Annotated in this window: 13 protein-coding genes; 9 read left to right on the top strand and 4 right to left on the bottom strand. The window is 70.0% G+C overall.

Features of this window, described 5'->3' with window-relative positions; translation table 11 throughout:
- Positions 1 to 20 precede the first annotated feature (20 nt).
- Positions 21 to 809 carry an SDR family NAD(P)-dependent oxidoreductase gene (locus ACPPVW_RS02975; protein ID WP_426625063.1) on the bottom strand — a complete coding sequence of 263 codons (789 nt, stop codon included), beginning with the start codon at positions 807 to 809 and terminating at the stop codon, positions 21 to 23.
- A gap of 76 nt (positions 810 to 885) precedes the next feature.
- On the opposite strand from ACPPVW_RS02975, the gene ACPPVW_RS02970 reads away from it, so the two are divergent.
- The 7 genes from ACPPVW_RS02970 to ACPPVW_RS02940 all read left to right on the top strand — a co-directional run bounded on the left by ACPPVW_RS02970 (position 886) and on the right by ACPPVW_RS02940 (position 8,743).
- A complete protein-coding gene (locus tag ACPPVW_RS02970) occupies positions 886 to 2,058 on the top strand; it encodes an ROK family protein (protein WP_426626238.1) in 1,173 nt (390 codons plus the stop codon).
- A gap of 100 nt (positions 2,059 to 2,158) precedes the next feature.
- The gene (locus ACPPVW_RS02965; RefSeq protein WP_426625062.1) at positions 2,159 to 3,508 is read left to right on the top strand and encodes an extracellular solute-binding protein; all 1,350 of its coding nucleotides are present in this window, start codon (positions 2,159 to 2,161) and stop codon (positions 3,506 to 3,508) included.
- A gap of 134 nt (positions 3,509 to 3,642) precedes the next feature.
- The gene (locus ACPPVW_RS02960) at positions 3,643 to 4,599 is read left to right on the top strand and encodes a carbohydrate ABC transporter permease (RefSeq protein WP_426625061.1); all 957 of its coding nucleotides are present in this window, start codon (positions 3,643 to 3,645) and stop codon (positions 4,597 to 4,599) included.
- Positions 4,596 to 5,465, top strand: coding sequence for a carbohydrate ABC transporter permease (locus ACPPVW_RS02955; protein ID WP_426625060.1), 870 nt, complete (start codon positions 4,596 to 4,598; stop codon positions 5,463 to 5,465). Before ACPPVW_RS02960 ends, ACPPVW_RS02955 begins: the two co-directional genes overlap by 4 nt.
- Positions 5,466 to 5,470: 5 nt before the next feature.
- A complete protein-coding gene (gene nagZ, locus ACPPVW_RS02950; RefSeq protein ID WP_426625059.1) occupies positions 5,471 to 7,066 on the top strand; it encodes a beta-N-acetylhexosaminidase in 1,596 nt (531 codons plus the stop codon).
- Positions 7,063 to 7,965 carry an ROK family protein gene (locus tag ACPPVW_RS02945; protein ID WP_426625058.1) on the top strand — a complete coding sequence of 301 codons (903 nt, stop codon included), beginning with the start codon at positions 7,063 to 7,065 and terminating at the stop codon, positions 7,963 to 7,965. Before nagZ ends, ACPPVW_RS02945 begins: the two co-directional genes overlap by 4 nt.
- Positions 7,958 to 8,743: a glucosamine-6-phosphate deaminase gene (locus tag ACPPVW_RS02940; protein WP_426625057.1), complete on the top strand. Its 786-nt coding sequence runs from the start codon at positions 7,958 to 7,960 to the stop codon at positions 8,741 to 8,743. The genes ACPPVW_RS02945 and ACPPVW_RS02940 overlap by 8 nt, the downstream gene beginning before the upstream one ends.
- A 13-nt stretch (positions 8,744 to 8,756) precedes the next feature.
- Here ACPPVW_RS02940 and nagA read toward each other — a convergent pair whose 3' ends face one another.
- The 3 genes from nagA to purU are packed head-to-tail and all read right to left on the bottom strand — an operon-like array spanning position 8,757 to position 11,223.
- Positions 8,757 to 9,908, bottom strand: a complete 1,152-nt coding sequence (nagA, locus tag ACPPVW_RS02935) for an N-acetylglucosamine-6-phosphate deacetylase (RefSeq protein WP_426625056.1) — start codon at positions 9,906 to 9,908, stop codon at positions 8,757 to 8,759.
- Entirely contained in the window at positions 9,905 to 10,282 is a 378-nt protein-coding gene (locus tag ACPPVW_RS02930; RefSeq protein ID WP_426625055.1) for a YrdB family protein, read from the bottom strand. The genes nagA and ACPPVW_RS02930 overlap by 4 nt, the downstream gene beginning before the upstream one ends.
- 23 nt (positions 10,283 to 10,305) lie before the next feature.
- On the bottom strand, positions 10,306 to 11,223 hold the full coding sequence (gene purU, locus ACPPVW_RS02925; protein WP_426625054.1) for a formyltetrahydrofolate deformylase: 918 nt from the start codon (positions 11,221 to 11,223) through the stop codon (positions 10,306 to 10,308).
- A gap of 69 nt (positions 11,224 to 11,292) precedes the next feature.
- Here purU and ACPPVW_RS02920 point away from each other — a divergent pair, with 69 nt between their 5' ends.
- Together ACPPVW_RS02920 and ACPPVW_RS02915 are read left to right on the top strand one after the other, a co-directional pair.
- A complete protein-coding gene (locus tag ACPPVW_RS02920; protein WP_426625053.1) occupies positions 11,293 to 12,762 on the top strand; it encodes a purine-cytosine permease family protein in 1,470 nt (489 codons plus the stop codon).
- Positions 12,759 to 13,310 (top strand): cysteine hydrolase family protein, encoded by a 552-nt coding sequence (locus ACPPVW_RS02915; RefSeq protein ID WP_426625052.1) that lies wholly within the window; start codon positions 12,759 to 12,761, stop codon positions 13,308 to 13,310. The genes ACPPVW_RS02920 and ACPPVW_RS02915 overlap by 4 nt, the downstream gene beginning before the upstream one ends.
- The last annotated feature ends 7 nt before the right edge of the window (positions 13,311 to 13,317 follow it).

Raw genomic sequence — 13,317 nt, 5'->3', positions numbered from 1 at the left:
GAGCCTGCGTGGCGCGGTGGCTAACGCGCGGTCCAGCCGCCGTCGATCGCCAGTGTCTGGCCGGTGATGAGGGAGGCGGCGGGGGAGGCCAGGAAGGCCACCGCGCCCGAGACCTCGGCGGGCACACCGATGCGGTGGAGGGCCGCGATGCGCTCGATGGTGTCGGCGCGGAAGTCGTCGTCCGCGAGCGCTTCGGACGTGCCGTCCGTGGCGATGAACGTCGGCGCGACCGCGTTCACGCGGATGCCGTAGCCGCCCCATTCGACGGCCAGGCAGCGGGTGAGGTGCACGACGGCGGCCTTGGCGGTGCAGTACGACGACTCGAGGGGGAGGGCGACGAGCCCGGCCTGGGAGGCGATGTTCACGATCGACCCGCCTCCGTTCGTGCGCATGCTCTTCGCGACGTGCTGCGAGAGGAAGAACGTCGAGCGGGTGTTCAACTGCCAGACGTGGTCGAAGTCGTCCTCGGTGACCTCCAGCGCGGGTGCGTTGATGCCGCCGCCCGCGTTGTTGACGAGGATGTGGATCGGCCCGAGCTCGGCGGTGACTTCGTCGATCGCGGTGCGGCAGGCGGCGAGGTCGAGCACGTCCAGGCGGACGGCGCGCGCCGTCACGCCGAAGGCGCTCAGCTCGTCGACGAGCTCGGCGGAGCCTCCGGGGTCGCGCACGCCGAGCACCACATCGGCGCCCTGACCGGCGAGTTCGAGGGCGATCTCGCGTCCGAGCCCCCTGCTGGCGGCGGTCACGAGGGCGCGAGAGCCGGTGAGGGCGAACGGGGTGCGGGCGGGGGCGGAGGATGCGACGGTCACGAGCAGGAGTGTAACGAGTTCGTTTCGGAGGTTGCGCTTCTTTTGTTCGTAAGCTTTACTAACAAACGTGACCACGATGGACATGCGAGGAAGCAGCGGCGGGCTCGGCCCCGGCCGGGCGCTCCGACCGCGTGCCAAGGTCCTCCCGGAGCACGCGCGCAGCCACAACCGCTCGCTCGTCCTGCAGACGCTCTACCGGTCGGGTCAGCGCAGCCGCGCCGACATCGCCCGCGAGACCGGGCTCACCCGGGTCACGGTATCCGATCTGGTCGCTGAACTCCTGAGCGAAGGTCTGGTCATCGAGCTCGGCCAGCGCGAGTCCGCGCGCCCGGGCAAGCCCGCGGTGCTGCTCGACATCAACCGCACAGCGCACCAGATCGTCGGCGTCGACCTGAGCGACCACGACCGGTTCCGCGGCGCGGTGATGGACCTCGACGGCGAGCTTCTGCATTCGGCCGAGGTTCCGCTGGAGGACGGCGACGGCCGCGCGGCGACCGGCGAGGAGGCGCGCGCGAAGGTCGTCGAGCTGGTCCGCCTCCTCGTCGACAGCGCGACGGCGCCCATCCTCGGCATCGGCGTCGGCTCCCCGGGTGTCGTCGACCTGACCGGGACCATCCTCACCGCCCCGAACCTCGGCTGGACGGGCGTGCCGCTGCAGCACGACCTCCACCTCCTCACGGGGCTGCCGGTCGTCGTCGGCAACGACGCCAACGCCGCCGCGCTGGCCGAGCACAGCTATGGAGGCGCCACGGGCGACATGATGCTCATCCGCGTCGGCCACGGCATCGGAGCCGGGCTCATCATCGCCGGAGCCCTCGTCTACGGCAGCCACTTCGCCGCGGGCGAGATCGGCCAGGTCATGGTCGGCACCGACCTCGGCCTCGACGCCACCTACAGCCGCGACCAGGTGCTCGAGCACTGGCTGAGCGTCCCCCAACTGCGCCGCGGGATCCACGCGGCCGAGGCTGCGGGCGCCGACGCGACGCCCGTCCTCCGCGAGGCCGGCAGTCGGCTCGGAATCGCGCTCGCCCCGGTCGTGGGCGCCCTCAACCTGTCGGAACTCGTGCTCAGCGGACCGACGGGCCTTCTCGATGGCCCTCTCGCCGAGGCGACGATCCACACGCTCCGGAGCCGGACGATGGCAGAGAACCACGCCGACCTCGCGGTCCGGATGACCACGCTGGGGCAGGACATCGTCCTGCGCGGCGCGGCCGTACTCGTCCTCTCCGGACAACTCGGGGTCTCGTAACACAGCACCGTGCGATCCACGACCCCTGCACCGACGGTGTGACGCAACCCGCACACACTGACCCACCCAAGAAAGCCCGAACACAATGAAGGGAACAGCAATGAAGAGAAAGCTGGTCGGCCTCGCCGCTGTGGCTACGGCTTCCGCTCTCGTGCTCGCCGGATGCGCCTCAGGTGGAGGCCAGGCTCCGAGCACCGACGGCAAGGGGAAGACGGTCACCCTGTGGCTCGTCGGATCCGACACCCCGGACGCGCTGCGCAACTACCTGAAGACGGAGTTCAACAAGGAGACCGGAGCGACGCTCAAGATCGAGCAGCAGGACTGGGGAGACATCGTCACCAAGCTGACCACGTCGCTCCCCGACGCGAACAACACCCCGGACGTCACGGAGATGGGCAACACCCAGTCCCCGACGTTCACGAACGTGGGCGCGTTCCTCGACATCTCCGACATGTACAAGGACCTCGGCGGCGACAAGCTGCTGCAGTCCTTCGTCGACGCAGGCAAAGTCGACGGCAAGAACTACACGCTCCCCTACTACTTCGGCTCGCGCTACATGTTCTACCGCAAGGACATCTACAACGAGGCCGGAGCCACGGTGCCGACCACGCTCGACCAGTTCAACTCGACGGTCGCCGACATCACCTCGAAGAACCCGCGGAACATCCCGAACTTCAGCGGCTTCTTCCTCGGCGGTCAGGACTGGCGCGACGGCATCTCCTGGATCTTCGCCAACGGAGGTGACATCGCCAAGAAGGAAGGCTCCAAGTGGGTCGCCTCCCTCGACTCGGCGGGGTCGCTGAAGGGCCTCCAGCAGCTGCAGGGCATCTACAAGAACGCGTCCAAGGCCCCGAACGACGCCAAGGACTCGAACCAGTACATCTACCTGAACGACACCGACCAGACGGAGGACGCCAACGGCAACAAGACGGGTGACACCTCGCTCGCCGCCGCCACCATCATGGCTCCGGGCTGGGCGCACTGGTCGATCGGCGACCTGTCCACCAAGGACGGCAAGGCGGTCCGCACCTGGAACGACAACACCTTCGGCACCTACGTGCTGCCGGGCAACGACGGCAAACCTGCTCCGGTCTTCGCGGGCGGCTCCAACATCGGCATCTCGGCCAAGTCCAAGAACCCGGGCCTCGCCAAGACGCTGCTGAAGATCATCTTCAGCAAGGAGTACCAGGAGATGCTCGGCAAGAACGGACTGGGCCCGGCGAACTCCGACTACATGTCCTCGCTCGGCGACGACCAGTTCGCGAAGGCGCTCATCGAGTCGGCCTCCAACTCGAAGCTGACCCCGGCGGCTCCGGGCTGGGCTTCCGTCGAGGCGGCGAACGTGATGGAGGAGTTCTTCTCCAAGATCCGCGACTCGTCCGACCTGAAGGGCCTCGCCCAGCAGTACGACACCAAGATCAACGCGCTCCTCAACGTGAAGAACGGCTGATCGGCTCCACCTAGCATCGCCTGGCACACGCAATGGCGAGGGCGCGGAAGCAGAACCACCCTTCCGCGCCCTCGCTCCTGCCCCAGACTCTCCCCGATACCCGGCTTACCCACAACCTCGGAAGGAGGACCGCCGTGACCACGACAAGCGAAACCGTGACCGCCTCGCCCACCGCTGGCGCACCCGAGCCGACCGCTCCCCGCAAGCGCAAGGGCCGCCTCACGCCCTACGCACTGCTGCTGCCGGCCATCCTCATCCTGCTGCTCGCGCTCGGTTACCCGATCGTCTGGCAGCTCGTCACCTCGATGCAGCACTTCGGTCTCGCCCAGCAGTTCGGCCAGCCCGCGCCGTTCGTCTGGTTCGAGAACTACGTAACGCTGTTCTCCGACTCCTACATGTGGGTCGTCGTGGCGCGCTCCATCGTCTTCTGCCTGGTCACGGCCGGCGTGACGGTCGTGATCGGAGTCGGCCTCGCTTTGCTGATGAGCGGCATCTCGCGCTTCCCCCGCATCTTCCTGCAGATCACGCTGCTACTCGCCTGGGCCATGCCGGTCGTCGCCGCCATGACCGTCTGGAACTGGCTGTTCGACTGGCGCCGGGGCGTCATCAACAACGTCCTGACCTCCTGGGGCCTCGACTTCCAGAACCACAACTGGTTGCAGAACCCGATCTCGTTCTTCTTCGTCGCCGGCGTCATCGTGACCTGGATGAGCGTGCCGTTCGTGGCCTTCTCCGTCTACGCCGGGCTCACGCAGGTCTCGTCGGAGGTGCTGGAGGCCGCCCAGATGGACGGCGCGAAGGGCTTCCAGCGGCTGCGCTACATCATCCTGCCGATGATCCGGCCGGTGCTCGGCATCGTGCTGCTGCTCCAGATCATCTGGGACCTCCGGGTCTTCACCCAGATCAAGCTGCTGCAGGACAAGGGCTCCATCGCCAGCGAGACCAACCTGCTCGGCACCTATATCTACCAGCTGGGCGTCGGATCGAGCGACTTCGCGATGGCCAGCGCCGTCTCGGTGTTCGTGCTCGTCCTGACCATCGCCCTCAGCTGGTTCTACGTCCGCCACCTGCTCAAGGAGGACCAGTCGTGACCACCGTCGCCGCCGACCGCAAACTCAAGCAGAAGGTCCGTCCCGGCCGCATCCTCCTCGGCGTCCTCGCCGTGGTGCTCGGGCTGATCTGGGTCTTCCCGGTCTACTGGATGCTCAACTCCTCGCTGCTGCCGAATGTCGTGCTGCAGAGCTCGACCCCCACCTGGCTTCCGTTCGGCGGTTCCTTCGACAACTTCACCGCTGTGTTCCAGGGCGGGACGTTCTTCCCCGCGCTCGGGATGAGTCTGGTCGTCGCCTTGGTCACCGTCGTGTTCTGCCTGGCGTTCGCCTTCCTGGCCGCGCTCGCGATCAGCCGCTTCAAGTTCCGCGGCCGCACGTCGTTCGTTCTCGCGGTGCTGCTCATCCAGATGCTCCCCGCAGAGGGTCTCTTCATCGCCCAGTACAAGCTGATGGGATCCCTCGGCCTCCTCAACACGGTCGTCGGCGTCAGCATCATCTACATCGCCGCCGTCGTACCGTTCACCATCTGGATGCTCCGCGGCTTCGTCGCCGGCATCCCCGCCGACCTCGAAGAGGCCGCGATGGTCGACGGCCTCAGCCGCACCCAGGCCTTCCTGCGCATCACCTTCCCGCTGCTGGCGCCCGGCCTGGTCGCCTCGGGTGTCTACGCCTTCCTCCAGGCCTGGAACGAGTTCACAGTGGCTCTCGTCATCCTGCAGGAGAACAGCAGCCAGACCCTTCCGCTGTGGCTGCGCGGCTTCATCCAGCAGTCCGCGTCGCGGGCGACGGACTGGGGACAGGTGATGGCGGCCTCCACGCTCGTGGCCGTGCCCGTCATCATCTTCTTCCTCATCGTCCAGGGACGCATGACCAGCGGACTGGTCAGCGGGGCGGTCAAGGGGTGAGCGGGATGTCGGTCACCCGGTCTGACGCGATCGGAACGCCCAGCCCGACCGACACCGCCCGCCGCCGCATCGCAGCGACCCTTCTCCCCGGGTTCGTGGGCACCACACTGCCGGCGTGGCTCGAAGAGAGGCTGCGGAACGGGCTCGGCGGGGTGTGCCTCTTCGGTCAGAACGTCGAGTCGGTTGCCCAGCTGCGCGCGCTGACCGACGCCATCTACGCCGCCAACCCCGACGCGATCGTCGCGATCGACGAGGAGGGCGGGGATGTCACCCGGCTCTACTACGACCGCGGGTCGCCGTTCCCCGGCAACGCCGTGCTCGGTCGGCTCGGCGATGCCGCGTACACCGAGTCGGTCGCGCGCCGCGTCGGCGAGGAGCTCCACGCCGTCGGGGTGAACCTCGACCTGGCTCCGGACGTCGACATCAACTCCAACGCCGACAACCCGGTGATCGGGGTGCGCAGCTTCGGCTCGTCTGCCGAGGTGGTCGCGGAGCAGGGCGCCGCGTGGACGCGCGGCCTGCAGTCCGCCGGTGTCGCCGTCTGCGCCAAGCACTTCCCCGGCCACGGCGACACCGCCCAAGACTCCCACCTGGAGCTCCCGGAGGTCGCCCTCACCGCCGAGCAGCTGCGCGAGCGCGAGCTGAAGCCGTTCCGGGCGGTCGTGGAGGCCGGAGCGCGAACGGTCATGACCTCGCACATCCTGCTTCCGCGCATCGATCCCGACCTCCCGGCGACCTTCAGCAGCGTCGTCGTCGAAGGCATTCTGCGCGGCGAGCTCGGGTTCACGGGCGTGGTCGTCACCGACGCACTCGACATGCACGGAGCGAGCGGCGAGCGCGGCATTCCCGAGGCGGCCGTCCTCGCGCTCGCCGCGGGCTGCGACCTCCTGTGCATCGGTACCGAGAACACCGACGCCCAGCTCGCCGAGATCGAAGGGGCCGTCGACGCCGCGATCGTCGCGGGCCGGCTCACGGCGAGCCGCGTCGAGGAGGCCGCAGGCCGTGTCCTCGCGCTGGCCCGGGGCGCGCGCGCCGACGCCGCCGCCCACACGGCCGGTCCGTCCGCCGGTGCCCGCGGCCGGGCGGGGGACATCGAGGAGGCGGACGTGCGTCGTGCGCTCGAGGCGTTCGACATCTCCGAGCCCGCTGCCGCCTGGCTGCGCGACCACCACGGCCGCTACTCGGTCGTGCGCCTCGACACCGTCGCGAACATCGCCATCGGCCGGGCTCCGTGGGGGCCGTTCGCCGAGGTCGCTGCGGCGGGCTCCACGGAGGCGGGCCGCACGGGCGGCGCGAGCTCCCGCTTCGCCGCCAACCCGCTGGTGGTGTTCACCGAGCGAGACCATCCCGACCTGGTGCTCGCGGCCTCCTCGCCCGTGCTCGTCGTCGGCAAGGACAACCACCGGCACGGGTTCGCCCGCGCGGCGATCGACCGGCTGCGCGCGGAACGCGACAGCGTGCTCGTCGTCGACATGGGCTGGCCGAGCGACGACCGCGCCTACGCGGACATCGCGACGTTCGGCGCCTCCCGCCTGATCGGCCGCGCGCTCATCGAGCTCCTGGACGACGACTCGGCGTCGAACACGGGGGAGACCCTGTGAGACTCGGCATCGACATCGGCGGCACCAAGACCGACGCGGTCGCCGTCGACGACGGGGGAGCGCTCGCGCAGCGCGTCCGCCTCGCCACGGGATTCGGGCACGCGGCCGTCGTGGAGACGGCGGTGACCGCCGTCGCCCGCATCGGCGAGCTCACTGGGCTCGCCGCCGAGGGCTTCTCCTCCATCGGCATCGGCATCCCCGGGATGGTCGACAGCGACTCCGGGCAGGTGGCCCACGCCGTCAACCTCGGCGTGGAGAGTCTTGCGCTGGGCGGTGAGCTGGCCGGGAGGCTCGGCGTCGGGGTGCGGGTGGAGAACGACGTGAAGGCTGCGGCCCTCGGCGCGTTCCACCTGCTCGGACTGGGCGGGTCGATGGCGTACCTCAACCTGGGCACCGGGATGGCGGCGGGCATCGTCGTGGACGGCCGACTCTGGCGCGGCGCCACCGGCATCGCCGGCGAGATCGGGCACCTCCCCGTCGACCCCGCCGGCGCGCTCTGCCGGTGCGGTCAGCGTGGCTGCCTGGAGACGGTGGCCAGCGGCTCCGGCATCGCCCGGCAGTGGCGCACCGACGACCCACTGCCTGCGCGCGCGCTCTACGCCGCGGCCGCCGACGGCGACAGCGAGGCGCGCGCCATCGCCGCTAGGCTTGCGGAGGGTATCGCCGCAGCGGTGCGGGTCCTCATGCTGACCGTCGACGTCGACACGGTGGTGATCGGCGGCGGCCTCCGTCATCTCGGGGACCGGCTGCTGAGCGATGTCCACGAGGTGCTCGACGGGTGGGCGCGGTCATCCCCGTTCCTCGCGTCTCTCGCGCTGTCCCGGCGAGTGCGCCTCGTCCCGGAAGGAACGCCAGTCGCCGCGCTCGGAGCGGCGTTCGTAGGAGGAACAGATGGCTGAAGTCGTCGTCGTCGCAGACAAGGACGCGGCGGGCGAGCTCGCGGCGGAGTCGATCCAGCGGCTGATCGCCGCCAAACCCGACGCGGTGCTCGGGCTCGCGACCGGGTCCACCCCGCTCCCGGTGTACCGGGCGCTGGCCCGGCGGATCTCCGAGAATGGCCTGGACGTCTCGCACGTGCGCGGCTACGCGCTCGACGAGTACGTCGGCCTGCCTGCGGGTCACCCCGAGTCGTACCGTGCCGTCATCACGCGGGAGGTCGTCGAGCCGCTCGGGCTCACGCCGTCGCTCATCCACGTGCCCAACGGCGCCATCGCGACGATCGAGCACGCCGGCGCCGACTACGAACGGGCGATCGCCGAGTCCGGCGGCGTCGACGTGCAGATCCTCGGCATCGGCACCGACGGCCACATCGGCTTCAACGAGCCCGGCTCGTCGTTCGCGTCGGTGACGCGGGTGAAGACGCTGACCGAGCAGACCCGCAAGGACAACGCGCGCTTCTTCGACAGCGAGGACGACGTGCCCATGCACTGCATCACCCAGGGGCTCTCGACCATCCTCAAGGCGCGGCACCTGCTGCTGCTCGCGTTCGGAGCGGGCAAGGCGGAGGCGCTCGCCGGCGCCGTGGAGGGTCCCGTGTCCGCCTCCAACCCGGGCTCGGCCATTCAGCTGCACCCGCACGTGACCGTGCTGGTGGACGAGGAGGCGGCCTCCCGCCTGGCGAACATCGACTACTACCGGTACGCCTACGACCACAAGCCGGCCTGGCAGAAACTGTAGGGCGCGCCCGCGCCTACAGGAGGCGGCCGTCGGCGAGGACTCGGCGCACGTGCCACGCGTGGTCGAGCAGCACGGCGTCCGCGGCGTAGCCGGTGTGGAGGCGCCCGAAGCGGTGCGCCTCGCCGAGCGCCTTCGCCGGCGCCTGCGTCAGCGCGGTGACCGCGGTCACCGGGTCGAGGCCGACGAGCGTGATCGCGTTGCGGAGCGCCGCGTCCTGCGTGAGGGTCGAGCCGGCGATGGTCTTCGTGCCGGAGAGCACCGCGAGCCCGTCGCGCACGCTGACGTTGAGGCCGCCGAGCCGGTAGTCGCCGTCGGAGGCCCCCGCCGCGGCCATCGCGTCGGTGACCAGCGCGACGCGGCCCGGCGCCTCCCGGAACAGCAGGCCGGCGACCGACGGGTGCACGTGCAGGCCGTCGAGGATGAGCTCGAGCGTAACCTCCGGGTTCTCGATCGCGGCCATCGCCGGCCCCGGGGCGCGGTGGTGGATGCCGTTCATCGCGTTGAACGCGTGCACCAGGAGGCGCGCGCCGACCTCGAACGCCCGGCGGGCCTGCTCGTAGTCGGCCGCGGTGTGGCCGATGCCGACGACCACGCCTGCCTCGATGAGCACGCCGATGGCCTCCAGTGCGTTCGGCAGCTCCGGCGCGATCGTCGCCGTGCGCAGCGTGCCGCGCGCCGCCCCGATCAGCTCCTCCACCATCTCGGGCCCCGGCTCGCGCAGGAAGGCGTCATCGTGGGCGCCCCGGCGCTCGCGCGCCAGGAACGGACCCTCCAGGTGCGAGCCGAGCACCATCGGGTCCACCGCGGTCAGGTCGGCGACGACGCCGAGGCTCTCGCGCAGCGAGGCGAGTGGGTTCGCGACGTGCGAGACGAGCGCACGAGTGGTGCCGTGCGCGCGGTGGGTCGTCAGCGCGGCGAGCATCTCGTCGCGACCGTCGTCATAGGGATGCCCGCCGCCGCCGTGGCAGTGCAGGTCGATGAAGCCGGGCGTCAGCCAGTGACCGCCGGCATCCACGACCTCCGCACCCGGAACGCGCGCCGCTTCGTGCCAGCCCGTTCCGGAGCCGGTCGCGACGATGCGGTCGCCGTCGGCGACCATCCAGAACTCGTCGACCAGTCCGCTCGCATCCACTTTGCGGGCGTCATGGACGACGACGCCGGTCATGCGAACTCGCGCCGCCCGTTGATCACGCCGCTCACCGTGGCCACCACGGCGAACACGAGCGCGACGATCGGCTGACCCAGACTCCACCAGGCGAACGCGGCCGACCCCATCACGACGAGCTCGACGATCGCCTTCACGAACGGATCGGCGTGCAGCACGGCCTTCGGCGAGCGGAACAACGCCCACAGCAGGATGGCCAGAACGGGAGCGCCGATCCCGACGACGATGTTCCACGGCAGCGGCCAGCCGACGAACCCCCAGATGCCCAGCGAGACGATCGCGAAGATCTCGAGGAGAAAGCGCAGGATGTCGTTGGCCCGCAGGGCGACCGGGCGCTCTACGGCGGTGGTGTTCGGGTCGGGCGTGGACGTCACCGGACCAGTGTAGCCGCGCGCTCTCAGCGGAAGATGATGGTGCGCGCCCCGTCGAGCAGTACGCGGTCCTCCGCGAACCACTTGACCGCCTGGGTGAGGGTGCGGCTCTCCTCGTCCTGGCCGATCGCGACCAGCTCGGGCACGCTGCGGGTGTGGTCGACGCGCACCACGTTCTGCTCGATGATCGGCCCTTCGTCGAGGTCGCTCGTGACGAAGTGCGCGGTCGCGCCGATGAGTTTCACACCACGCGCGTGCGCCTGCCGGTACGGGTTGGCGCCCTTGAATCCGGGGAGGAACGAGTGATGGATGTTGATGGCGCGGCCCGCGAGCTTCTCGCAGAGCTCGGGGGAGAGGATCTGCATGTAGCGCGCGAGCACTACCAGCTCGATGTCGTGCTCCTCCACCGCCTCCAGGATGCGGGACTCGAACGCGGCCTTCGACTCCGGGTCGGTGACCGGTCGCGACTCGAACGGGACGCCGTAGAACCCGGCCAGGTCGCGCAGGGTGCCGTGGTTCGACAGCACGAGGGGAATCGTCACCGGCAGCTGTCCTGCGCGCTGCCGGAACAGGAGGTCGTTGAGACAGTGCGCAGCGGTGGAGGCCAGCACGAGCGTGCGCAGCGGGCGACCGACGTTGTCGACGTTGTGCGTCATCCCGAAGCGGTCGACCACCGGAGCGAGCGCCCGCTCGAACTCGGCGCGGTCGGCCTCCGACTCGACCTGGAGCCGCATGAAGAACCGGCCGGTGTCGGTGCTCGTGAACTGCTGGCTCTCGGTGATGTTGCCGCGCGCGGCGACGATCGCACCGGAGACCGCGTGCACGATGCCGGGCTGGTCTGCACAGCTGAAGGTCAGCACCCAGTGATTGGCGGAGGCGGCGGGGCTCGCGGTGCCGTCGGGGCGGGAAGGGCCGAGTGAGCCGGAAGAGCCGGTGGAGTCCATCCGTCCAGGGTAGCGGCCGTGCGCAGGCGATCGGTTGACGGCGGGCGACCGGTGCACTTGGATCGGTTCATGACGAGCGGTGACGATCGGCCCGGCCGCGGCGGGGGCGCGACGGCGACCTTCGGCGTGGAGCTCAACGGGCTCAACACCATCCACGAGAGCGAGCGCAGAGGACGGGCGCGCGACCTGTTCTGGCCGTGGTTCGGTGCCAACGTGTCGGTGTTCGGCCTCAGCTACGGCTCGTTCCTGCTCGGGTTCGGCATTTCGTTCTGGCAGGCGACGATCGTGGGCGTCGTCGGCATCGTCGCGTCGTTCCTGCTCTGCGGGGTGATCGCCCTCGCGGGAAAGCGCGGCTCCGCTCCGACGATGGTCCTGAGCCGCGCGGTGTTCGGGGTGGAGGGCAACAGGGTGCCCTCGGCGCTGTCGTGGCTCCTGACCGTGGGCTGGGAGACCGTCCTCACCGCACTCGCCGTGCTCGCGACGGCGACGGTCTTCACCCGGCTGGGCTGGGAGGGCGGCACGGCGACCAAGGTCGTCGCTCTGATCGTCGTAGTGGGCCTGGTCGTCGCCGGAGGCGTGATCGGCTTCCACCTCATCATGCGCATGCAGGTCGTGATCACGATCGTCACCGGCGTCCTCACGGTGCTCTACATCGCCCTGGTGCTCGGCCACATCGACCTCGGCGCGGTCTCCGCCCTGCCGGCCGGGGACCTTCCGCACGTGGTGGGCGGCTTCGTGTTCATGCTCACCGGCTTCGGGCTCGGCTGGGTGAACACGGCCGCCGACTACTCCCGTTACCTCCCGCGGACGACTCGGAGCAGCGGCGTCGTCGGCTGGACCACCTTCGGCTCGTCGCTCGCGCCGGTCCTGCTGCTGATCTTCGGGATCCTGCTCGCCGGTTCCTCGGAGTCGCTCTCGAAGGCGATCGCGGCCGATCCGATCGGTGCGCTGGCCTCCCTGCTGCCGACCTGGTTCCTGGTGCCGTTCGTGATCGTCGCGGTGCTCGGTCTGGTCGGGGGCGCCGTGCTCGACATCTACTCCTCCGGCCTCGCGCTGCTGAGTGTCGGCATCCGGGTCCCGCGGTACGTCGCCGCGGGGATCGACGGGCTGATCATGACGGCGGGCGCTGTCTACGTCGTGTTCTTCGCGAGCGACTTCCTCGGGCCGTTCCAGGGTTTCCTCATCACGCTGGGCGTGCCGATCGCCGCGTGGTGCGGGGTCTTCGTCGCGGACATCGCACTGCGCAGGCGCGATTACGCGGAGGCCGAGCTCTACGATCGTCGCGGCCGGTACGGAGCGGTGCGCTGGCTTCCGATCGCCCTGATCGTGGTGGGCACCGCAGCGGGCTGGGGACTGGTCACCAACGGCGCCGCCGACTGGCTGAGCTGGCAGGGCTACCTGCTCGGGCCGTTGGGCCTCGGCGGCACGACGGGCGACTGGGCCTCTGCCAACCTCGGCGTCCTGGTGTCGCTGGCGGTCGGCTTCCTCGGGATCGTGCTGTTCGGCCGAGGCGGCATCCGCCGACAGGAGCAGCGATGACGGAGCGCGTGCTCGTCGTCGTCGACATGCAGCAGGTCTTCGGCAACCCGGCGAGCCCCTGGTTCACGCCGCGGTTCACCGAGGCGGAGGCCGTGATCGCCGGCATGCTGCCGACGTTCGGCCGGCGAGCGGTCTTCACCCGGTTCATCGCCCCCGCCCGCCCGGAGGGTGCGTGGATCCGCTACTACGAGCAGTGGCCGTTCGCCCTGGTGCCGGCAGACGACCCGCTCTACGACCAGGTGCTGGCGTTCCGAGACACCGGCCATCCCGTCGTGACGCTGCCGACGTTCGGCAAGTGGGGGCCGCAGCTGCGGCAGGCGATCGGCGATGCCGACGAACTCGTGCTGACCGGCGTCGCCACGGATTGCTGCGTGTTGTCGACGGCGCTCGCCGCGGCCGACGCGGGCCTCCGCGTGCTCGTCGTCGCGGATGCGTGCGCCGGGATCACCGATGCCGACCACCAGCGCGCGCTCGACGCGATGGCGCTCTACGCCCCGCTCATCGAGATCGTCAGCAGCCGTGACGTGGTCGGCGTGGTCGGCGCCTGAGCTTCTC

It is taken from the genome of Leifsonia sp. McL0607, assembly GCF_049993355.1.
Taxonomy (GTDB): domain Bacteria; phylum Actinomycetota; class Actinomycetes; order Actinomycetales; family Microbacteriaceae; genus Leifsonia.
Note: the sequence above shows the minus strand (reverse complement) of the source record. Positions and strands in the feature narration are given on the sequence as shown.